Source organism: Paenochrobactrum pullorum (genome assembly GCF_041929845.1).
GTDB classification, from domain to species: domain Bacteria; phylum Pseudomonadota; class Alphaproteobacteria; order Rhizobiales; family Rhizobiaceae; genus Paenochrobactrum; species Paenochrobactrum pullorum.
In genome coordinates this window covers 651,932-674,697 of sequence record NZ_JBHEEH010000001.1, presented here as the reverse complement: position 1 = coordinate 674,697, position 22,766 = coordinate 651,932, and the positions used below count along the sequence as shown (strand labels likewise).

Below are 22,766 nucleotides of genomic sequence, written 5' to 3'. Positions count from 1 at the left end.
TTTTTTGTAAATAAACCCGATAATCATCTGAATGAGCGGGCAAGATTTAACAAAGTCTGATTGCCCGCAGTGATTTTAATCTGTAAATCGATTAGAAATTTTGTCAGCCGCTGCTTGGCATATTGTCCATAATCCGGCTGGCCGCAAGTCGCACCACGTTAATTTATCATCTAAGAGGTATATCCATGTTTGATCTGATCGTCAGAAATGCCAATCTTCCCGATGGTCGCGAAAAGCAGGATATATTGGTTAAAGACGGCAAAATTGCCGATGTACTGCCATCCCACCAAGCAACTGACGCCAAAGCAGCACAAGAAATTGATGCCCAAGATCAACTGGTAACACCACCTTTTGTTGATCCGCATTTCCATATGGATGCAACCTTGTCACTTGGCCTGCCGCGCATGAATACCTCCGGCACTTTGCTGGAAGGCATTGCGCTTTGGGGTGAATTGAAGCCGATGCTGACCCGTGAAGCGATGGTGGAACGAGCACTTCGCTATTGTGATCTGGCCGTCAGCCAAGGGCTTCTTGCCATCCGCAGCCATGTGGATGTGAGTGATCCGCGTTTGCTGACCGCAGAAGCGATGATTGAAGTGCGCGAGAAAGTAGCGCCTTATATCGACCTGCAATTGGTCGCCTTTCCGCAAGATGGTTATTATCGCTCGCCGGGTGCAGTTGATCTCGTCAACCGCTCGCTTGATATGGGCTTGGATGTCGTTGGCGGTATTCCGCATTTCGAGCGCACCATGGCGGATGGTGCTGCATCGCTTGAAGCGCTTTGCCGTATTGCGGCCGAGCGTGGATTACCGGTTGATATCCACTGCGATGAAAGTGATGATCCGATGTCGCGCCATGTGGAAACATTGGCCGCCGAAACCATGCGTTTTGGCTTGCAGGGCCGCGTTTCCGGCTCGCACCTGACATCGATGCATTCGATGGATAATTATTATGTTTCGAAGCTCATTCCGCTAATAGCGGAAGCGCAAATGAATGCTATTCCGAACCCTTTGATCAACATCACGCTCCAAGGCCGTGCCGACACCTATCCGAAACGTCGTGGCATGACCCGTGTGCCGGAACTGATGGCCGCAGGCATCAATGTTTCCTTCGGCCATGATTGCGTGATGGATCCTTGGTATTCAATGGGTTCAGGCGATATGCTGGAAGTGGGTCATATGGCGCTGCATGTGGCGCAGATGACTTCTATTGAGGGCAAACAGCAGATTTTTGATGCCATCACCGTTAATTCGGCCAAAACTTTGGGCTTGAAAGATTATGGTCTTGCCAAGGGCTGCAATGCAGATTTCGTCGTGTTGCAAGCGCGCGACACGCTGGAAGCCCTGCGCCTCAAAGCCAACCGTCTGATCGTTGTCCGTCGTGGTAAAATTCTGGCAGAAACTGCACCACGCATTACCAATTTGAAGCTTGATGGCCGCCCTGCAACTGTCGATGCTGCATCTTACGCACCGGTTAAATCTTGACCAAAAGATAAAAAGCTTGAAAGTGGCGCGATTTCAAGGATGATAGAGTGGTGGATTGCTGCAAAAGACAGCAACCATCACCTTGACACATTCTGGCTTCGTCCTGCACAGCTGCACCAATTTGTTTTTATTCAATTCGAAGCGCTTTTTTTGTGTCAAGCACAAACCAGAGGGGGTTTTTTATGTCCAGTTTCCCGAAATTCAACCGTCGCAGTCTTCTGACACTGACCGCAGCTTTGGCTGCCAGCGCTTGCGTCTCACCTTTTGCCTTTGCGCAGGAGAAACTCAAAGTTGCAGGTCTCCACGCCTCACCCGTTGAAAATGCCTGGAACTCTCGCGTGCATGAAGCACTGATTCAGGCCGATAAAGACGGCAAAATCGAATATATCTTTTCCGAAGGTATTTCGGCGAGTGACTATCCGCGCGCCATGCGTGAATATGCCGAACAGGGCATCAAGCTGATCGTTGGTGAATCCTATGCTGTCGAGCGTGAAGCACGCGAAGTGGCCGCCGATTACCCGCAGACAAACTTCGTGATGGGCTCTTCCGGCCAGCCGCAGGGCGAGAATTTCGGCGTTGTCGGCACATGGAATTTTGAAGGTGCATATCTTGCCGGTATGCTGGCTGGTGAAATGAGCAAGTCTGGCATTTTCGGCTCCGTTGGTGCTGTGCCAATTCCTGAAATTAATATGCTGATCAATGCGTTTCAGGATGGCGTCAAAGAAACCCGCCCTGATGCAAAATTCCTCGTTACCTTCATGGGCACCTTCTTTGACCCGCCAAAGGCACGTGAAGCAGGTCTTGCACAAATTGACGGCGGCGCAGATATTTTGTTTGGTGAACGTATCGGCACGGCAGATGCCGCTAAAGAGCGTGGCATCAAAGCCATTGGTTCGCTGACCAGCTATACCGAACGCTATCCGGATACAGTTTTTGCCAATTCCGTCTGGAATTATGGCCCGATCCTCGCAGCAGCTGTGGCTGATGTGCAGGCAGGCAAGCAGACCGGCAAAGACTACACGCCTTATTCGATGATGAAAGAAGGCGGCAATGACATTGAATATGTCAAAGGTGTAGCTCCTGCTTCGGCTGAAGAAAAGATGGAAGCGCGCCGCGCCGAAATCAAAGCCGGTACTTTTGAGCTGAAGCTCAATGCGGATGAGCCTAAATAAGCGACAACGCTTAGACTTCCATTAAAACTCTGCACGGATTATTCCGTGCAGAGCAGATTTTTCAGCACAATCCGGCCTTGACCCGCCGGTCTTTGAAGGCGCGAGGCTGCACGCATGAACACACCTGTCCTGCAACTCGAAAATATCACCAAGCGTTTCGGCACGTTGACCGCCAATGATAATGTGTCACTGCATTTGGACAAAGGTGAAGTTCTGGCATTTCTGGGCGAGAATGGTGCCGGTAAAACAACCTTGATGAATATTCTCTTCGGCCATTATGTGCCCGATGAGGGTCGTGTTTTCATCAAAGGCGAAGCCCTACCGTTAGGGCGCACACGCGCTGCCATCAATGCCGGTGTCGGCATGGTGCATCAGCATTTTACCCTCGCGCCTAATCTCACCGTTTTAGAAAATATTATGACAGGCACGCAAAGCCTGTTCCGGTTGCACTCCGACACAGCTTCGGCGCGCGCCAAGATCAATTCAATCGCCACCCGTTTCGGCCTGATTGTTGATCCGGATGCACGTCTTGGTGATTTGTCGGTGGGCGAACAACAGCGCGTCGAGATTTTAAAAGCGCTTTATAATGATGCCGATATCCTCATTTTAGACGAGCCGACAGCGGTTTTAACCACCCAGGAAGCCGAAACGCTTTTTGCCACATTGAAAGAGATGGCACGCCAAGGTCTGTCGCTGATTTTCATCTCGCATAAATTGCATGAGGTTATGTCTGCCGCTGATCGCATCGTTGTATTGCGCGGCGGTAAACTAGTGGCAGAGCGTAAAGTTGAAGACACCTCAAAGGCGGAACTGGCCGAATTGATGGTCGGGCGACGTGTGGCAAGACCTGTGCGTGATGCTTCCACACCTAAGCAAGTGGTGCTAGCGGCACAAGATTTGAGCGTCGTTGAAAATAAGATCACCCGTCTCGATCAGATTAATTTTGAACTGCGCGCAGGTGAAACACTCGGTATTATCGGCGTTTCCGGCAATGGACAAGCAAGCCTTGGCCGTCTCGTCTCCGGCCTTGTCAAACCATCAAGCGGCGTCTTTTCGATGTTCGGCAATGTCGTTGAAATCTACGATCCACGCCGTTTTGTCTCGCTTGGTCTTGGTCGCATCCCTGAAGACCGCAACGCGGAAGGTGCAGTTGGTGATCTGACGATTTGGGAAAATGCTGTGCTTGAGCGCCTGCATGAGCCGGAATTTTCCAAGGCTGGTCTCGTCAAAGCACAAGAAGCACGGCGTTTTGCGCAAAGCATCATTGACGATTTCGATGTGCGCGGCGGCACGCCCGACACCCGCATCCGTCTGCTTTCGGGCGGCAATATGCAAAAGCTGATTTTAGGCCGCAATCTGGAGCGCACACCACGCATTTTAATTGCCGCGCAACCCACGCGCGGACTTGATGAAGGCGCTGTCGCTGCCGTTCATGCCCGTATTTTGGAAGCGCGCCGTGCTGGTGCCGGTGTATTGCTGATCTCCGAAGATCTGGATGAAACCTTAAGTCTTGCCGACCGCGTACAGGCCATTGTCAAAGGCCGCCTTTCGCCCGCCATTAATGCCGATGAAGCAGACGCACAAAAACTGGGGCTGATGATGGCCGGAGAGTGGAGTGTGAAACCTGAGAGCGGCACGAACTTGAAAACAAATGAAGGGCTTAACTGATGCGCATCGAACGTCGTGAACAAAGGCCGATGCTGCTGGTTGCCACTGCACCGCTTTTGGCCGTTATCTCTGCTTTTATATTGGCTGGTTTGCTGATTGCTGCCGCCGGCGCGCCGGTTTTGGAAGCCTTCCGTCAGATCGCCATTGGCGCTTTCGGCAGTAAATTGTCGATCTCCGAAACATTAACCCGCACCACGCCGTTGATTTTAACCGGCCTTGCGGCTGCTGTCGCCTTCCGCTCCAAATTGTGGAATATCGGCGCTGAAGGCCAGTTTTATATGGGTGCGCTGCTGGCGGTTGCTGTCGGCTCGCAATTGAGCCTGCCATCAGCAATTTTCATTCCGCTGCTGCTCATTGCCGGCGCGGTTGCCGGTATGGTCTGGCTGCTGGTGCCATTGGGCTTGCGGCTGCGTTTCGGTGTTGATGAAGTGGTCACTACGCTTTTGTTGAACTTCGTCGCCGTGTTAATTGTCTCGATGATGATCGAAGGCCCGATGAAAGACCCTATGGCCTTCGGCTGGCCGCAATCAGAGCCGGTGCCAAGCAATGCCATGCTGCCACGCATCATGACTGGTATGCGTCTCCATGTCGGGCTTTTGATTGCCATCGCCTTAGCCATCATCATCGCTTATGTACAAAAGCGCACTGTTTTCGGGCTTGAATCAAAAGCAGCTGGCCTTAATCCCGCAGCAGCCGTTTTTGCCGGTGTGCCTTTGGCCAAAACGCTGATTAAAGTTGCCTGCATTTCCGGTGGTTTAGCCGGTCTTGCCGGCGCCATTCAGGTGATGGGCGTTAAAGGCTATGTCACCACCGATCTGTCACCCGGCTTTGGTTATTCCGGCATCATTGTCGCGATGCTTGCCAATCTTAATCCGATTGGTGCAATCTTTGCCGCACTTTTTGCTGCTGCTATGTTTGTGGGTGCTGACGGCATGAGCCGCGCCATCGGTATTCCAAGTTTCATTGCCGATGTGACGGTTGCACTTTCGCTGCTGACCATGCTGGTCGCCCTTTTCTTCACTCAGTACAGGATCACACGATGACGGAAATTTTCGACATCCTCGTTTCCGCCGGTCTATGGGCTTCTGTCCTGCGTATCGCGACGCCATTGATTTTCGGAACCTTAGGTGCGCTTTTTTGCGAGCGTGCCGGTGTGCTCAATCTCGGTATTGAAGGTATCATGACCTTTGGTGCGATGATCGGTTGGCTCGCCGTATTTAATGGCGCGGATTTATGGACTGGCGTGTTGGTGGCAGCGCTGTCCGGCGCGCTCTTTGGCCTCCTTCACGCGTCGCTCACTGTACCGCTCGGCCTCTCCCAACATGTGGTTGGCCTTGGCATTACGCTTTTTGCCTCAAGCTTGAGTTATTTTCTGTTCCGCTTGCTGGTGCCGGTTTCGTCAAGCCCGCCATCAGTCACACCGTTTCAGCCCCTGCAATTGCCGATCCTTAAAGACATTCCGTTTTTAGGCGAAGTTTTTGCGGTGCAAACAGCCCTCACCTATATTGCCATTCCGCTGGCCTTGCTGCTTGCTTATGTTTTGTTTCGTACACCTTTAGGCCTTGCCATCCGCATGACCGGTGAAAACCCGCATGCGGCCGAAGCGCAAGGTATCAACCCGATCCGTGTGCGTATTTTCTCGATCATGTTCGGCAGTGCATTGATGGCTGTGGGTGGTGCATTTCTGACACTTTCCGCGTTCAACAGCTTCTTCCCGACTATGATGCAGGGACGCGGCTGGGTTTGCATTGCTTTGGTGGTCTTTTCCTCATGGAAGCCCGTACGCGCGCTTGTCGGCGCTTTGCTATTCGCGCTCTTTGATGCGTTTCAGCTGCGCTTGCAGACCGTCTATGGCAAGATGATCCCTTATCAGCTGTTCCTGATGATCCCATATATCATGTCGATTGTAGCGCTTGTTGTGATGGCACGTCGTGCGCGTGTGCCGCAGGCTCTGATGCAGCCATATCGGCGCGGCGAAAGATAAGCACCGTCGATAAAAATTGAACAAACAAAAACGGCGCCCTTTTGAGGCGCCGTTTTTTTAATCGTGCTTTCGTGATTGATTAACCACGGCTCTTTTCAAAGCGCTTGCGTTCATTCGGGTCCAGATAAAGCTTACGCAAACGGATGGATTTTGGTGTGACTTCCACCAATTCGTCATCCTGAATCCATGATAGAGCGCGTTCCAAGGTCATGCGGATCGGCGGGGTCAGCTTCACAGCTTCATCCTTGCCGGACGCACGAACGTTGGTGAGCTTCTTGCCCTTCAATACGTTCACTTCCAGATCGTTGTCGCGGGAGTGAATACCGATCAGCATACCGGCATAAACTTTTGCACCTGCATCAATGATCATCGGACCACGATCTTCAAGGTTGAAGAGTGCGTAAGCAACAGCTTCACCCTGATCGTTGGAGATCAGAACACCGTTGTTACGGCCAGCAATTTCACCCTTGTAAGGCTGATAATCGTGGAACAAACGGTTCATGATTGCAGTACCGCGTGTATCGGTCAGAAGTTCCGACTGATAACCGATCAGGCCGCGTGTTGGGGCATGGAACACCAGACGAACGCGATCACCGCCGGATGGGCGCAGTTCAACCATTTCCGCTTTACGTTCGGACATTTTCTGAACGACAACGCCTGAATGTTCTTCATCAACGTCGATGACAACTTCTTCGATTGGCTCAAGCTTTTCGCCGTTTTCGCCTTCGCGCATGACAACGCGCGGACGGGAAACACCAAGCTCGAAACCTTCGCGGCGCATGTTTTCGATGAGAACAGCAAGCTGCAATTCACCACGACCGGACACGAAGAAAGAATCCTTTTCGCTGGATTCTTCAATGCTCAAAGCAACACTGCCTTCAGCTTCTTTCATCAAGCGGTCGCGGATCATACGGCTGGTAACTTTGTCACCTTCCGTACCGGCCAGCGGGCTGTCATTGACGATGAAAGACATAGTCACGGTTGGCGGATCAATCGGCTGAGCCTGCAAGGCTTCAGAAATTGACGGATCGCAGAATGTATCTGCAACAGTCCCTTTTGAAAGACCGGCAATCGCAACGATATCGCCTGCAAATGCTTCTTCAACCGGCTGACGTTCAATACCACGGAATGCCAGCACACGGGATGCGCGGCCGTTTTCCAGAAGTGTACCGTCCTGTGCCAAAACTTTTACGCTCTGGTTTGGCTTGATCGAACCGGAAGCAATACGTCCGGTGATGATGCGACCCAAGAAAGGATCAGCTTCCAGAATGGTACCGATCATGCGGAACGGACCTTCCTGAACCTTAGGCGCAGGAACGTGTTTCAGCACGAGATCGAACAATGGAGCAAGCCCCTGATCTTTAGGACCTTCAGGATTTGCAGCCATCCAGCCGTTACGGCCTGAACCGTAAAGGATCGGGAAGTCGAGCTGTTCGTCGGTTGCATCGAGTGCAGCAAAGAGATCGAAGACTTCGTCAACAACTTCTTCGTGACGACCATCCGGACGGTCAATTTTATTGATCGCGACGATTGGCTTCAAACCAACTTTAAGCGCCTTGCCGACGACGAATTTCGTCTGTGGCATCGGGCCTTCAGCGGAGTCGACCAGAACGATAACACCATCAACCATATTCAAGATACGCTCAACCTCGCCACCAAAGTCGGCGTGGCCCGGTGTATCGACGATGTTGATGCGTGTGTCTTTCCAAATAACCGAAGTTGCTTTGGCAAGAATGGTGATGCCGCGTTCGCGTTCGATATCGCCGGAGTCCATCATACGTTCAGCAACGCGTTGATTGTCGCGGAAAGAGCCACCTTGTTTCAGGAGCTCGTCCACCAACGTTGTTTTGCCATGATCGACGTGTGCGATAATAGCGATATTGCGCAATTCCATAGGAGATCACTTCTATTATGGGGTTTAGGGCGGCACTAAAGAGCGCGGCCATGTAATGACGCGCTCTTTACATGTTTTTTTGTGTTTTTAAAAGGGGCAGCTCAGATTTAAGCAATTTACAAACACTGTTTACCAGCCAAATTGCTTTAATCTTTTGTTTTTACGCAGGTCTTTTTATCATTTTAAAATGACATGCGTGTTAACTCTTCTGCCCCGTTTCAGATTTACAACAGAGTTCCGGACAGGATCGCCAAAGCGACACTGAAATAGATAACCAGTCCTGTTACGTCGACAAGGGTCGCCACAAAGGGCGCTGATGCACTGGCCGGATCAAAACCCAGCCTTTGCATGATAAAGGGTAGCATTGAACCGACGACCGAGCCGAATGTGACAATACAGACCAGTGCCAAACCAACGGTTGCAGCAATCAGATACCAGTAAGTGCCATAATCATAAAAGCCGAGCATCTGCCAGCTGACAATACGGGTCACACCGATAAGTCCCAAAAAGCTGCCAAGAGCGATACCGGCAGGCAGTTCACGTAAAGCCACACGCCACCAGTCACGCAGTTTTACATCCTGCAAAGCCAGCGCACGAATGATCAGCGATGTTGCCTGCGAACCGGAGTTACCGCCCGAACTCATGATCAGCGGGATAAAGAGGGTTAAAACAATGGCTTTTTCAAGCTCGACTTCATAATGCTGCATCGCACTGGCGGTGAGCATTTCACTTAAGAACAAGACACCCAGCCAGCCAGCGCGTTTTTTCAGCATCTGGCCAAAGCCGATCTGCATGTAAGGCTTGTCCAGCGCTTCCATACCACCGAACTTATAGGTGTCTTCACTCATTTCGTGGGTCATCGCATCCAGCACGTCATCCACGGTAACAATACCGATGACATGACGTTGCTCGTCGACAACAGGCACTGCCAGCAAGTCGTGCTTACGGAAAAGCTGTGCCAGATCTTCACGGTCGGTCAATGGTGAAATCGCCACCGGATCCTGATCGCGGCTGACAGTAATAATCAGTTCATCCGGCTGACACATGATCAGGCGGCGCAGTGTCACCACGCGCTGCAAAACCTTGGTATTGGGATCAATCACATAAATAGCATAAACCGTCTCGCGGGAGCGTTCCACCTGACGAATATAGGTGAGCGTTTGCGCCACCGTCCAATTGGCCGGCACTGCGATGAACTCAATGGTCATCAGACTACCGGCAGTGTTGGGCGCATAACCCATCAATTTCTTCAGCGCGACCTTGGTTTCAAGAGCGAGCAGAGGAAATAAATGGTTGCGTTCCGGCTCATTGAGAGCCTGAAACACGTCTGTCGCGCGGTCGGCGGACATTGCATCAAGCAAAAGCGACGCCAATGCCGGCGGCAGCATAGCGATAATCGGTGCTGCTTCGTTTAATTCCGGCTGATCCAGCAGGCGCACGGCATGATCATGAGAGAGCTGCGATACAACTTGTACAGCATCATCGAGATCCAGTTCATTGACCACTTCCACTGCATCAGCAGTGCGCATGGTTTCGATTTTTTGAACAATTACTGCGGCCGGCAAATCAGCCACATTCAATACTTCCGGTGTAAAATCGGTCATAAGTTTGCCTTTCTGTCGATCCGCCGTCAAAGGCAGATCGTGCAAACCGACCAAAAACGATCAGATCACGATGCCGTTGACGGCTGGCACAATCGACTGTGACTGTCGCTGGGCATAAGAGCATAGACTCCGGTTGGTTGATGCAGGCAATGCGAAATAAAATTACCTACGCCGCGCTGTGTGGGCTTTGTCGCATTTAATGTCAAGACATCAATGTTTCAAGCCGCCACATCTAAGCTTTAGTGAGACCTTTTTGCACTATTATGACAATTTACCGCATAATGACTTACCGCATAATGATCGGCTGAGAAACCGGCAATCTGCACCATAGAATATAGCTCACCATCGCCAATACACCAAAAGACGGAATAAGCACAGCCAATGCCACTATTGGATCGCGCATCGTAGCGGCAATGGCACCGCCCACCAAACCGCCGCTCATCTGGAAAAACCCCATCATGGCGGAAGCAGAACCCGCCATTTTCGGGAAAGGCGCCATACCGGCAGAGGTCATTTGCGGCATGACAAAAGAAATGCCGAACGCGTAACATGCCATCGGCAACATTACCCGCAAATAGGTCGGCTCAAAAAGACTAAGCATGATAACAATCAAAAGGCTTGCCATACTAATAATCACATAACCGACTGTCGCCAGTTGACGCGCATTGAAACGCCCCATCAGCACCCGAAACAACAGACCGCCGCTCAGATAAAAGCTTGTTTGCAATAAAAGGCCGAGGCCAAATTGTGTCGGGCTCAGGCCAATCTTCTGCATTAAAACAAAAGGCAAAATAATGGCTGCCGTATAAAGCGCGCCTGTTGCACCGGCAACTGCAAGGCAAGGATACATGAAATGGCGGCTTTGCAACAAACGCCCATAAGACGACAACAGGGGCTTTAATGCCAAGCGGCTGCGGTCAGGCGTTCCGGTTTCGCGGATCACAAAAACAGCCGTTAGCACCACCGCAAGCCCAAGCAAAACCATGATGATAAAAATCGCATGCCAACCGAAATAATACATCGTCAAGCCACCAAGCGTTGGCGAAACGGCAGGCCCCACCGCAATGACAATGCCGATGAGGTTCATCACCCGTGCAGACGCTTCATTGGTAAAAAGATCACGCACCATTGCGCGCGACACTGTCACTCCGACGGCAGCACCTACCCCTTGGAAAAAGCGGGCAACCAGCAAAGTTTCGATATTGCTTGATAATAAAGCTGCAACACTTGCAATCAAATAAATCAGCATATAGCCGATGGTAACGGGTCTGCGCCCCCAGCCATCAGCCATTGGCCCGCAAACAAGCTGCGCCAGACAAAAACCACCAAAAAAGGTAGATAATGTCAGTTTCACCATCGCTTCAGTTGTGCCAAAAGCCTGCACGATTTCAGGCATTGCAGGCGTGTAAAGCCCCATTGATACAGCACCGATAGCAGCGATAAAGCCACCAACGACACCCACCAGACGCTCGCTCATCAAAGGTGCGGGCTGTACTGATGTGTCGTGCATGGTGGTATCAGATGCGTCTTCAGATAAGTTTACAGTTTGAGCCAAAACTTTTTCCATAATTAGATTCCACCTGTCGCCCGCACTCTTAACCACGCAATCGTTGGGTTAAATGTTCACGAATATTTTTAAGCCGCGCGTTCAGCATTTCCCATTCGCCGGGCGCCAGAATGGAAGCGACCAGCTCACGCGCCGCGCGGGATATTTCATCGACGACATTAAGAACGTGATCAGCCGCATCGGTCAGTTCAACAAGTTTGGCGCGCCGGTCACATGGATCTGCGCCACGCATCACCAAACCTGCTTTTTCCAAGCGATCAAGATAACCTGACACCGTCATGGCCTCCACGCCCATATGCTCGGCCAACACTGTCTGGCGCACAGGTGCATGGCGCGCAGTATGTACAAGAGTGCGGGCTTCGGCGGCAGTCAATTCAAGACCGGCATCGGCAATACGTCGATCAATTTCTGCCCGATAAAGACGGGCAATATCATTGATCAGAAACCCGAACGAATCCGGATTATAACGTGGGATCGGCATTAATAAGGTCTCCTTATAGTAAGGTTTACTTATTATTTTTTTATATTTCCGTCAAGCTTCACCTTGTGAGCGGTTGGATAAAGGCATAGATCAGATGAAAACCATCAGCATCGGAGCGAGCCGTTCATGTCAGACTCTAACGCCACTCATCAGCCATCTAACAAAATGGCCAATAAAACCGCCCAAAATGCCCTCACCCACTGGAATGGTGCGCTGGGTCTGCCGGATTTCAATGCCTTTACCGATGATGATTTTGGCCAAGCTTTCGAAGCGGCCTTCGCCCAGGATCTTAAAGAGGTTGAAGCCATTGTTGCCAATGAAGCAAAGCCTTCCATCGACAATGTGCTGAAAGCCTTGCAGCTTTCCGGCAAAGCGCTGGAGCGTGTTTCTTCTATCTTCTGGATGCGTGCGGGTGCGCATAGCAATGATACGATCCAAGCCTTGGAACGTGATGTAGCACCGAAAATGTCGCGTCATTATTCCCGCATCATGATGGATCCGCTACTATTTGCCAAAGTGGACGCACTTTATGAAAAGCGTGATACGCTCAATCTTGATGCTGAAACTTTGCGCGTTTTGGAAAAAATCTGGAAAGGTTTTGTGCGCTCCGGTGCTAAACTCGACAAGACCGGCAAAGCGGAGCTGGCTGGCATTAATGAAGAACTGGCAAGCCTTGGTGCATCCTTCAGCCAGCATGTGCTGAAAGATGAATCACAATGGGCGCTCTATCTGGACGCGCAAGAAGATCTTGCCGGTCTTCCGGATTTCTTGACCAATGCCATGCGCAATGCGGCGCAGGAACGCGGCCGTCCCGATGCTTGGGCGGTGACCCTTTCCCGCTCTATTATCGAACCGTTTTTGACCTTCTCGCAAAATCGTAACTTACGTGAACAAGCCTTTACCGCTTGGGCGCATCGCGGCCAAAACAATGATGCCAATGACAATCAGGCCATTGTCGCAAAAATCCTTCAGCTTCGCGACCGCAAAGCCAAATTGCTGGGTTATGATAATTTTGCCGCCTTCAAGCTCGATGACACAATGGCGAAATCCCCTGATGCAGTGATGAATCTGCTTGAACCTGTTTGGGAAAAAGCCCGCACTAAGGCTGCCGAAGAAGAAGCTGAACTGACCAAACTCATCATCAAGCAAGGTGGCAATCACAAGGTTGCGCCTTGGGACTGGCGTTTTTATGCCGAACAGGTGCGCGCCGAGAAATTCGCCTTTGATGAAGCTGAGCTGAAACCTTATCTGCAACTCGATAACATCATCCAAGCCTCTTTTGATGTCGCCACCCGTCTTTTCGGCATCACGTTCAAAGAGCAAAAAGGCATCAAAACATGGCATCCGGATGTGCGTGTTTTTGAAGTTTTCAATGCGGACGGCAGTCGTCGCGGTTTGTTCTTAAGCGATTATTTTGCCCGCACCTCCAAACGCTCCGGCGCATGGATGAGCGCTTTGCAATCCGCCCACAAGCTTGATGGCGGGCAACAGCCGATCATTTATAATGTGATGAACTTTGCCAAGCCTGCCGAAGGCGAACCTGCATTATTATCGCTTGATGATGCGCGCACACTCTTCCACGAATTCGGCCACGCTTTGCATGGTCTTTTGACCGATGTGACATGGCCGGCTGTTGCCGGAACCGCTGTTTCGCGCGATTTTGTCGAATTGCCGTCACAGCTTTACGAGCACTGGCTGACCGTGCCGGAAATTTTAGAAAAATATGCCGTGCATTATCGCACCGGTGAAGCGATGCCAAAGGCATTGCTTGATAAAGTGCTGGCCGCACAAACCTTTAATGCCGGTTTCCAAACGGTAGAATTTACCGCTTCCGCCTTGGTTGATATGGCATTTCACACAAGTTCCGCCAAAATTGATGACCCAATCAAGTTTGAAAAAGAAACACTGGCGAAACTTTCCATGCCGGATGCGATCATCATGCGTCACCGCACCCCGCATTTCACCCATGTGTTTTCGGGCGATGGTTATTCGGCCGGTTATTATTCCTATATGTGGTCGGAAGTTTTAGATGCCGACGCTTTTGCAGCTTTTGAAGAAAGCGGCGATCCGTTCAATCCGGAACTCGCGGCCAATTTGAAGAAATATATCTATGCAGCCGGCGGCAGTGCCGATCCGGAAGAATTGTATAAAAAATTCCGCGGCAAAATGCCAAGCCCTGAGGCGATGATAGCCAATCGCGGTTTGAATTAATAAAAAAGGCCGGTCACTGACCGGCCTTTTTATTAATCAATATTCGCCAAGCTTAATGTCGGGCGTATATTCAACACCTTCAACTTCCTTGGTTACCGGTTGGCCGCAATGCAGCACACCAGTGGCAGCATTAAACGCATAGGTTGGCGAACCTGCAAGTTCCCAGCCCTTGTTCAAAGCGGCCGTTACCCGATGACAAAATGCTGAATCATCAGGACCTGTGATAAAACGATAAAGCTTCATATTATTTCTCCTTCAAAAACCGCCATAAAGTGCAAATCTTATGCCGAGCTTAAGCGATTGCATCTGTTTTTAAATAAAGATTTCAAATCTTTGCCAAAACCCGTTCCGCCATTTGCAAATGCAAACGCTCGATCATCTGACCATTTAATGACACCACGCCTTTACTGATATTTTCTGGCCGCGTGAAGAGTTCCACCACTGCTTTTGCATGCGCTATTTCATCTTCGCTTGGAGAAAAACCACGATTGGCACCGGCAATTTGTGACGGATGGATCAGTGTCTTGCCGTCAAAGCCCATCGATGCGCCCTGCACGCATTCGGCTTCAAAACCATCCATGTCTTTAAAATCATTATAGACACCGTCGAGCACTTCCAAACCACCCGCCTTGGCGGCCAAAATAATCTGCATCAGCCACGGCACCAGATAAGGGCGGCCAGGCAAGGTGCGGATACCACTTTCGCGCGCAATATCATTGGGCCCCACCACAAAAGCACGCAAACGGGCAGAGGAACGACTGCCCAATTGTGCAATTTCATCGGCATTGAGAATACCGCGCGGTGTTTCGATCATCGCCCAGATGCGGCAGCTTTCCGGCGCATCTGCTTTATCCAGTTTTCGCGCCACATCGATCACATCTTGCGGGCGCTCAACTTTCGGCACCAGCACCCCATCAACTTGTTGCTCTGCCGCCATTTTTACATCATCATCGCCATACGCCCCATCAAGAGCATTAATGCGTACAATACGCTCGAAAGGCACAGTGCTATGTGATTTCAAATGCGCTGCCAGCTTTCCACGCGATGCCACTTTCACCTCATCGGCAACAGAATCTTCCAGATCATAGATGATCGCATCAGCACCAAGCTCAAGCGATTTTTCCAGTGCGCGCGCATTGGCAGCCGGAACAAACAAAACCGAACGGCGCGGCCGCGTGATGTTTTTCATTAGTGTTTGTGCCCCTCTATAAAACCCATTAAAATTCGTCTTGTGACTGCGTCAGATTGCTCATCTTAAGCTTGCACAAGTTGACTCTGTGAATAGCTGGTGTAAACCCTCTTTCAACAATGAAATTACCAACCGACAGGTTATGGCCATGGATAAATTTACCAAGCTCACCGGCGTCGCAGCTCCACTGCCGATTATCAACATCGACACGGACATGATTATTCCGAAGGATTACCTGAAGACAATCAAACGCACTGGTCTGAGCAAGGGTCTTTTTGCCGAAATGCGCTTTAATGAAGACGGCAGTGAAAACCCTGATTTTGTCCTCAACAAACCAAGCTATCGCAATGCCCAGATTTTGGTGGCAGGTGATAATTTCGGCTGCGGTTCATCGCGTGAACATGCTCCTTGGGCTCTGCTCGATTTCGGCATCAAATGCGTCATCTCCACCTCTTTTGCAGATATTTTCTACAATAACTGCTTCAAAAACGGCATTTTGCCAATCAAAGTGACACCGGAACAGCTGGAAATGCTGATGGATGATGCATCACGCGGCTCCAACGCCACGTTAACGATCAATCTGGAAGATAAAACTATTTCAGGTCCTGACGGCGGCACGATTCACTTTGAACTGGATGATTTCAAACGTCATTGCCTGCTCAATGGTCTGGACGATATCGGCCTTACTATGGAAAAAGCAACAAGCATCGACACTTTTGAAACCAAGAATGCAGAGCTGCGTCCGTGGGCCTGAAAAACTGCTGCGGGGCTGATTGACACTATGCCCCAATCTGACCAAACCGGAATATGGGCGTCGAGACTGGCGCCCAATCTGACTGAAATCGAATCACTGACGTTTCAAGCATATGCGCATCTGCCACAAGAATTTCGTGAGCTGTGCCCGGACATGACCATCCATGTCGCTGATTTTCCCGACGATTCAATCATTGAAGATTTAGGTCTTGATACACCTTTTGATCTGCTCGGTCTTTTTGAAGGAGAGGGTTTGGGAGAACGCTTTACCTTGCAAACAGACAATCAGCGTCCCAACCGCATGACCCTGTTTCGCCGCGCCATTCTCGATTATTGGTGCGAGCATGATGAAACACTGCATGAAATCATCACCCATGTGCTCATTCATGAGATCGGCCACCACTTTGGCCTTGATGATGATTCAATGATGTCGCTGGAAGAAGCAAACTAAAAAATGCCGCCTGATTGTCATCAAGCGGCATTTTTAATAGATAGCGACAAGCTTAAGATTAAGCCTTATGCGCCTTTGGTGTGATCAGATCACGGGCAATCAGAAGTTCTGCAATCTGCACAGTGTTGAGCGCGGCACCTTTGCGCAAGTTGTCGGACACAACCCACAAGGACAAACCGTTTTCAACAGTGATGTCTTCACGGATACGGCTGACAAAAGTTGCATCTTCGCCGGCTGCTTCATAAGGGGTGATGTAGCCGCCAGCTTCACGCTTGTCGATCACCTGAACGCCTGGCGCATTACGCAGAATTTCGGTGGCTTGTTCAGCGGAAAGTTCGTTTTCAAACTCGATATTCACCGCTTCCGAGTGACCGATGAAAACCGGAACGCGCACAGCAGTTGCTGTAAGCTTGATCTTCGGATCAATCATCTTCTTGGTTTCTGCGGTAACCTTCCACTCTTCCTTCGTGTAACCGTCTTCCATAAATTCGTCGATGTGCGGAATGACGTTAAAGGCAATGCGCTTGGTGAAAGTTTTGTTGGTGACAGGATCAGCGACAAAAACAGCACGTGACTGGGTGAACAACTCATCCATGCCCTCTTTACCAGCACCAGAAACGGACTGATAAGTGGCAACAACAACACGCTTGATGGTTGCTGCATCATGAAGCGGTTTCAAAACCAGTACAAGCTGCGCAGTCGAGCAGTTTGGATTGGCAATGATATTGCGCTTTTTAAAGCCCTCGACAGCATCAGGGTTCACTTCCGGCACAATAAGCGGCACATTGCTGTCATAGCGGAATGCGGAGGAATTATCGATGACAACGCAACCCTGTGCGCCAATCTTAGGTGACCATTCCTTGGAAACATTGCCGCCAGCCGACATCAGGCAGATATCAGTGTCGGAGAAATCATAATCATCCAGCGCTTTGGCTTTGAGGGTACGGTCGCCATAAGCAACTTCACTACCTACACTGCGGCGTGATGCAAGTGCAACCACTTCATCTGCCGGAAAGCCGCGTTCTTCAAGAATATTGAGCATTTCGCGCCCGACATTGCCTGTAGCGCCAACAACTGCAACTTTAAATCCCATTATTATCTCCTGTCCCTCTCCGCTTCCAGACCAGATTTTCCACACTTCACGCGGAAATCTCTGCCCCCGGACCAGACCCGGGAGAGGGCGAGCAGGCCAAGGGAAATCAGACCGTTTTAATGGTCGTTTTCAACACGGTAGCCATAGGTTTTATAGAGGTAGAAGACATGCAGACATTGCCAGCGAAATCACCGGCAGTTTTCATCGAAACTGATAATGTTGCATCAACCCGTATCACGCGAGTTCTCCTTGTCCACATGCGCTTTTAAGCTGTTTCACGCAAGAGTCAATTGGCCGAACTCAGCGCAGATCAAAATTTCTGAAACAAAGGCATAAAAAAACGCCGCCAGATGAACCGGCGGCATTCTCAGTCAAAATATAGCAGTCAAAATCAAGCTGACAGCGCTTTGAACTTTGCCAAAATCGCATCGCCCATTTCGGCAGTGCCAACTTTTTTATTGCCTTCCGACCAGATGTCACCGGTGCGAATACCATCATCGAGAACGCCGGAAATAGCAGCTTCCAGACGATCAGCTTCAGCAATCAGGCCGAAGGAATAGCGCAAGCACATTGCAAGTGAGGCGATCATCGCGATCGGGTTAGCAATGCCCTGACCTGCAATATCCGGGGCCGAACCATGTACCGGCTCATAAAGCGCCTTGCGGCTACCGGTCTTAGGATCAGTTGCACCAAGGGACGCGGATGGCAACATGCCAAGCGAACCGGTCAGCATGGCGGCCACATCCGACAGCATATCACCAAACAGGTTATCGGTGAGGATGACGTCAAACTGCTTCGGCCAGCGAACGAGCTGCATACCACCAGCATCGGCCAGCATATGCTCAAGCTGGATGTCTGCGTGCTTTTCTTTGTGGCGTGCGGTGACGACCTGATTCCAAAGAACGCCGGACTTCATCACGTTGCGCTTTTCCATCGAAGTGACTTTACCGCGGCGGGTGCGCGCCAGTTCGAAAGCAATATCGGCAATGCGTTCGATTTCGTAGGTGTCGTAAACCTGCGTATCGATACCGCGCTTTTGGCCATTGCCCAGATCAATGATTTCTTTCGGCTCACCGAAATAAACACCACCTGTCAGCTCACGCATGATCAGAATGTCGAGACCTTCGATCACTTCAGGTTTTAGCGATGATGAATGGGCAAGTGCCGGGTAGCAAATGGCCGGACGCAGGTTTGCGTAAAGTTCCATTTCCTTACGCAGACGCAACAGCCCCGCTTCAGGGCGCACTTCATAAGCAACATCATCCCATTTCGGGCCGCCAACGGCACCAAAAAGCACAGCATCAGCTGCCAGCGCTTTTTCCAGATCTGCATCCGAAAGAGCCTGACCGTGGGCATCATAAGCACAACCGCCTACGAGACCTTCTTCGGTTTCAAAGCCAAGTTTCAAATCAGAATTGAGGAACTCAATAATCTTACGGACTTCCGCCATTGCCTCAGGGCCAATGCCGTCACCGGGCAGGAGAAGAAGTTTTCTAGATGCCATAATGCCAAGCCTTCATTTGCAGCAGATATTAACTCTCAAGCGTTATAAAGAGCGTTGAGCAAACAGGCAACACAATCTGTACTCTGATGAAGTGGCCGCACCATAAAAACAACACTATTGACTAATTATTCAATAATGCGCGCCTCAGAAGGCAGCATAATCGGCACACCATCGCGCACCGGATAAGCTAATTTGGCTTTTTGCGAGATCAATTCATTGTTTTCACGGTCAAAACGCAAAGCCGTTTTGGTTAAAGGGCACACCAACAGCTCCAGCAAGCTGATGTCTACTTCCCCCTGACTTTGCGCTTTTTCCATGATCAACCCCATTGTTTAGGAATAACTAATTTAATCTTGCCTATTGCAGACGTTTATCAAAATCATCCTGCTCACGCGCCAGCACCATTTCGGTTATTGCAATCAATGTTGCCGCACGTGTTTTAAGATCAGGCGCTTCCAGCAAGGCTTGTTTTTCTGCCGCACCAAAAGGTGACATGATCGACAAAGCATTAACCAGCATCGCATTATCAGCACGGGCAATACCTTCCCAATCCGCTTCCAGATTATTGGCTTCCAAATAGGCACGGAATGCCGCCAACAATGCCTCACGATCCACATCGTCGACATCTGCCGGATCGCTGAGATCATTTAGAAAAGGTACGATCTTGCAGATACGATACGGCTTTTTGACGTTAAGCTCTTCCACCATGCGAAAACGACAAATGCCGTGCAGTGTGATCAATAAGCGACCATCACCGCTTTCCACATAGCTGGTAATACGCCCCAAACAACCAATCATACTTAAATTTGGCCGGTAGTTTTCATCAAGCTCCTGCCCCGGATCAACCGGCTTTTCGGCCAAATCAGGTTGAATGAGGCCAATGATGCGGTTTGACGCCATCGCCTCATCCACCATCGTCAAATAACGTGGCTCAAATATATTGAGCGGAACCTGTCCGCCCGGCAATAATAAGGCACCTTGAAGCGGAAATACCGGCACTGTCTCCGGTAGATCATCACCACTGCGGTAATGGATATTTCCCGCCTGCATAATCAAAAACTCCTGCTCATTTAAACAATAAAGACGACAATTTGCGGCGTGCGGCCAATGTGGCTTTATCCATTACGCCCCAAAGCTCGAAAAATTGCACCAATTGCTTGCGTGCACCGTCATCTTCCCACTCGCGGTCGGCTTTCATGATGGCCAGCAATTCATCGGCTGCCGCATCGCGCAAGCCTTGGGCATCATAGATTTTTGCCAGATCAAAGCGCGCCTGATGATCGTTCGGATCAGCTATCAAACGTGCCTTCAACTGTTCCGGATCACCAAGGGTTGCCACCTGCTCTGCCAGCTCGATACGCTTGACCACTTTCTCGACAGCCGGATCACTCTTCTGATCTTCCGGAATAGCTTCTAAAATCTCGCGTGCTTTGTCGAGTTCACCTGCATCCACCATGCAGGTCGCAAGACCGGCAAGCGCTGGCAGATTATCCGGCATCTGCTGCAAAATAGCCGAATAAACTTGCGCGCTCTGGGCGAAATCGCCCTCACTACGCAAAGTTTCAGCCGTTTCCAAAGCTTCCGCCAATGCAGTTTCCTGCGCACTTGGACCACTGATTTTCGCAATGAATTCGTTAATTTTTGATTCAGGCTGCGCGCCCATAAAACCATCGACCGGCTGACCATCAACAAACGCGATCACCGCAGGGATGGACTGAACCCCTAACTGACCGGCAATGCTTGGATGATCATCAATATTCATTTTAACCAGCTTGACCGCACCCGCTGCCTTTTTAACAGCAGCTTCGATCACGGGTGTCAGTTGCTTGCAAGGGCCACACCAAGGCGCCCAGAAATCCACCAGCACAGGCTGCTTGCGGGATTCGGCGATAACATCCGCCTGAAAACCCGCAGTGGTAGTGTCTTTAATCAAACCACCGGAAGCCGAAGTATTATCAGCACCAAAACTCACACTTGCGTTCATTTGATTGCCGCTCACGGCGTATGGATTGTCCTGATTGCTCATCCCGCATCCCTTTTGGCATTTTTACCGGCAGTTATCTTAAAAAAACCGGTATTTAACTATCATTCTCAGATGGGGATATTATACGCAATTTCAAGAGAATGCGCCTCCCCCGTCCTATTCAAATCTTTAATCTGCGCACATCATTGTGTTCAGGTCTTGCGCCCCGCGCCCACGTCATAAACGGTCAAGTCGCGGTCATGAATGCCAAGCTGCGGCCATGCTTTTCGCCATGTTGCAATATGTTGAGACGCAAAATGCTGATCCAATGCCGCTTGATCGCGCCAAAGCTCTTTCACATGGATAAGCCCCGCTTCCAAAACATCTTCCGCATAAGAATAACCAAGACATCCATCTTCAGCGCGACTTGCCAAAATCATCGCCTGCATAATGTTGCGTGCAGCGGTTAAATTTTCCGCAGGCAGCCTGACAGTTCCAACAATCAATAACATAATGCACCCTTATGCTTCTTGTGCAACGCTTGCTTCACTATCAGCTTCATTCACGGATAGTTTCACAATCAGCGGCTCGTGGCCGGTTGCACGCAGAAACACCAATAAATCCTCGCGGCTGATGGATGTGGTTGCTTCATTGATCAGCGGATGCGCATTGATAATATCATTTTGCATCAACACCGCATCCAGCACCACCTGCACCTGAAGGTCACGGTCATTCACCGCACCCAGCACAGTCACAGAACCCGGAATGACGCCTAACAGCTCCATCAAGAGTTCAGCTTTGCAAAAAGACACGCGACCACTCGCACCGATCAGATGATGCACTTGCTTCAAATCCACAACCGCGTTGTCACCAACTGTCAGTAGAAAGATTTTGCCTTTCTTGTCTTTGACAAAGAGGTTTTTGGTATGTGCGCCATTTGATTCCAACCGATATGCCTGCGATTCAGCCACCGTAAACAAAGGCGGATGGGTAATGGTTGTATGTTTGACACCCAATTCATCCAGATATTCAAACAGTCCGGCAGGATCCAACGGCTTTTGCATTGTCATCAACTCATATTCGCTTCAACGATTCCATTTTCAAATCAATCTTATAGCAGTCACCCGCACGAACAAGCCAAGGGATGCGAATAGAATCGCACTTCCAGCTGCCGTTTTCACGATTCGAATATGTGTGAACAGCAAAAAACACTGTTTCAATCTGCACTTATCAACAGGCCAGCACAAACAAAGCCTGAAAAACAGACGTCTCACACAAAAAACTGCAATAAAATGCAGCCACACGCATTTTTGCTGTTGCTTTCAGTCAAAGCTTACGCCATATAGCGCCCATGCCTGATGTTTAAGAACTGGCGCGAGCGGGTGTAGCTCAGGGGTAGAGCACAACCTTGCCAAGGTTGGGGTCGAGGGTTCGAATCCCTTCGCCCGCTCCAGTTCTTAAAGGCCAACCTTCCCTTAAAATTGAAAATTAATCATCTCCTGAAAATCAGGAACGAGAGATCAGACGCCTTTACGGTGCTTTTGGTGCTTTCTTTTAAGGCTTTGTTTTCCCTAAACAATTCAATATCAAAAAAATAAAAAAAGTCGCATTTTTTCTCAATTGACCTCTTGCAATTGGCAAAACTTTACGGCATATAGCGGTTGTTCGATGTTAAGAACTGGCGCGAGCGGGTGTAGCTCAGGGGTAGAGCACAACCTTGCCAAGGTTGGGGTCGAGGGTTCGAATCC

The 22,766-nt window shown here is 50.2% G+C and carries 21 protein-coding genes and 1 tRNA gene; 9 read left to right on the top strand and 13 right to left on the bottom strand.

The window, feature by feature from the left end:
* Positions 1-185: 185 nt before the first annotated feature.
* From JNC77_RS03165 to JNC77_RS03145, 5 genes are all read left to right on the top strand, one after another.
* The gene (locus JNC77_RS03165) at positions 186-1,484 is read left to right on the top strand and encodes an amidohydrolase family protein (RefSeq protein ID WP_374829345.1); all 1,299 of its coding nucleotides are present in this window, start codon (positions 186-188) and stop codon (positions 1,482-1,484) included.
* A 182-nt stretch (positions 1,485-1,666) separates the two neighbouring features.
* Positions 1,667-2,656 (top strand): BMP family protein, encoded by a 990-nt coding sequence (locus tag JNC77_RS03160; protein WP_374829343.1) that lies wholly within the window; start codon positions 1,667-1,669, stop codon positions 2,654-2,656.
* 114 nt (positions 2,657-2,770) lie between these two features.
* Positions 2,771-4,324: an ABC transporter ATP-binding protein gene (locus JNC77_RS03155; RefSeq protein ID WP_374829341.1), complete on the top strand. Its 1,554-nt coding sequence runs from the start codon at positions 2,771-2,773 to the stop codon at positions 4,322-4,324.
* On the top strand, positions 4,324-5,367 hold the full coding sequence (locus JNC77_RS03150; protein ID WP_374829339.1) for an ABC transporter permease: 1,044 nt from the start codon (positions 4,324-4,326) through the stop codon (positions 5,365-5,367). Before JNC77_RS03155 ends, JNC77_RS03150 begins: the two co-directional genes overlap by 1 nt.
* Positions 5,364-6,308 (top strand): ABC transporter permease, encoded by a 945-nt coding sequence (locus tag JNC77_RS03145; RefSeq protein ID WP_374829337.1) that lies wholly within the window; start codon positions 5,364-5,366, stop codon positions 6,306-6,308. Before JNC77_RS03150 ends, JNC77_RS03145 begins: the two co-directional genes overlap by 4 nt.
* 79 nt (positions 6,309-6,387) lie before the next feature.
* On the opposite strand, the gene typA is transcribed toward JNC77_RS03145, so the two are convergent.
* The 4 genes from typA to JNC77_RS03125 form a co-directional block, all read right to left on the bottom strand.
* Complete coding sequence (gene typA / locus JNC77_RS03140; RefSeq protein WP_374829335.1) at positions 6,388-8,202, bottom strand: translational GTPase TypA; 1,815 nt, start codon at positions 8,200-8,202, stop codon at positions 6,388-6,390.
* Positions 8,203-8,426: 224 nt separating this feature from the next.
* A complete protein-coding gene (gene mgtE / locus JNC77_RS03135; RefSeq protein WP_374829333.1) occupies positions 8,427-9,806 on the bottom strand; it encodes a magnesium transporter in 1,380 nt (459 codons plus the stop codon).
* A 286-nt stretch (positions 9,807-10,092) separates the two neighbouring features.
* A complete protein-coding gene (locus JNC77_RS03130; RefSeq protein WP_374829331.1) occupies positions 10,093-11,373 on the bottom strand; it encodes a multidrug effflux MFS transporter in 1,281 nt (426 codons plus the stop codon).
* A gap of 28 nt (positions 11,374-11,401) precedes the next feature.
* Positions 11,402-11,854: a MarR family winged helix-turn-helix transcriptional regulator gene (locus JNC77_RS03125; RefSeq protein ID WP_374829329.1), complete on the bottom strand. Its 453-nt coding sequence runs from the start codon at positions 11,852-11,854 to the stop codon at positions 11,402-11,404.
* 165 nt (positions 11,855-12,019) lie between these two features.
* Here JNC77_RS03125 and JNC77_RS03120 point away from each other — a divergent pair, with 165 nt between their 5' ends.
* A complete protein-coding gene (locus JNC77_RS03120) occupies positions 12,020-14,065 on the top strand; it encodes a M3 family metallopeptidase (protein ID WP_374830467.1) in 2,046 nt (681 codons plus the stop codon).
* 36 nt (positions 14,066-14,101) lie between these two features.
* Here the strand turns inward: JNC77_RS03120 and JNC77_RS03115 are convergent, their stop codons facing one another.
* Together JNC77_RS03115 and JNC77_RS03110 are read right to left on the bottom strand one after the other, a co-directional pair.
* Positions 14,102-14,308, bottom strand: a complete 207-nt coding sequence (locus JNC77_RS03115; RefSeq protein ID WP_343801263.1) for a DUF1737 domain-containing protein — start codon at positions 14,306-14,308, stop codon at positions 14,102-14,104.
* Positions 14,309-14,390: 82 nt separating this feature from the next.
* A complete protein-coding gene (locus JNC77_RS03110) occupies positions 14,391-15,254 on the bottom strand; it encodes an HpcH/HpaI aldolase/citrate lyase family protein (RefSeq protein WP_374829327.1) in 864 nt (287 codons plus the stop codon).
* A gap of 148 nt (positions 15,255-15,402) precedes the next feature.
* Between JNC77_RS03110 and leuD the strand changes: the two genes are divergently transcribed.
* The gene (leuD, locus tag JNC77_RS03105) at positions 15,403-16,008 is read left to right on the top strand and encodes a 3-isopropylmalate dehydratase small subunit (protein ID WP_374829325.1); all 606 of its coding nucleotides are present in this window, start codon (positions 15,403-15,405) and stop codon (positions 16,006-16,008) included.
* A gap of 27 nt (positions 16,009-16,035) precedes the next feature.
* Positions 16,036-16,458, top strand: a complete 423-nt coding sequence (locus JNC77_RS03100) for a metallopeptidase family protein (protein ID WP_374829323.1) — start codon at positions 16,036-16,038, stop codon at positions 16,456-16,458.
* A gap of 58 nt (positions 16,459-16,516) precedes the next feature.
* On the opposite strand, the gene JNC77_RS03095 is transcribed toward JNC77_RS03100, so the two are convergent.
* The 7 genes from JNC77_RS03095 to JNC77_RS03065 form a co-directional block, all read right to left on the bottom strand.
* Entirely contained in the window at positions 16,517-17,551 is a 1,035-nt protein-coding gene (locus JNC77_RS03095; protein ID WP_374829321.1) for an aspartate-semialdehyde dehydrogenase, read from the bottom strand.
* A 391-nt stretch (positions 17,552-17,942) separates the two neighbouring features.
* A complete protein-coding gene (gene leuB, locus JNC77_RS03090) occupies positions 17,943-19,055 on the bottom strand; it encodes a 3-isopropylmalate dehydrogenase (protein WP_374829319.1) in 1,113 nt (370 codons plus the stop codon).
* A 125-nt stretch (positions 19,056-19,180) separates the two neighbouring features.
* Positions 19,181-19,372, bottom strand: coding sequence for a Trm112 family protein (locus JNC77_RS03085; protein ID WP_374829317.1), 192 nt, complete (start codon positions 19,370-19,372; stop codon positions 19,181-19,183).
* 40 nt (positions 19,373-19,412) lie between these two features.
* Entirely contained in the window at positions 19,413-20,105 is a 693-nt protein-coding gene (locus tag JNC77_RS03080; protein ID WP_374829315.1) for an LON peptidase substrate-binding domain-containing protein, read from the bottom strand.
* Between the two features lie 16 nt (positions 20,106-20,121).
* Positions 20,122-21,081, bottom strand: coding sequence for a thioredoxin (gene trxA, locus JNC77_RS03075; protein ID WP_374829313.1), 960 nt, complete (start codon positions 21,079-21,081; stop codon positions 20,122-20,124).
* A 149-nt stretch (positions 21,082-21,230) separates the two neighbouring features.
* Positions 21,231-21,530, bottom strand: coding sequence for a putative quinol monooxygenase (locus tag JNC77_RS03070; RefSeq protein ID WP_374829311.1), 300 nt, complete (start codon positions 21,528-21,530; stop codon positions 21,231-21,233).
* 9 nt (positions 21,531-21,539) lie between these two features.
* Positions 21,540-22,088, bottom strand: a complete 549-nt coding sequence (locus JNC77_RS03065; RefSeq protein ID WP_374829309.1) for a prolyl-tRNA synthetase associated domain-containing protein — start codon at positions 22,086-22,088, stop codon at positions 21,540-21,542.
* Between the two features lie 308 nt (positions 22,089-22,396).
* Between JNC77_RS03065 and JNC77_RS03060 the strand changes: the two genes are divergently transcribed.
* Positions 22,397-22,471: transfer RNA gene (locus JNC77_RS03060), tRNA-Gly, on the top strand.
* Positions 22,472-22,766 lie beyond the last annotated feature (295 nt).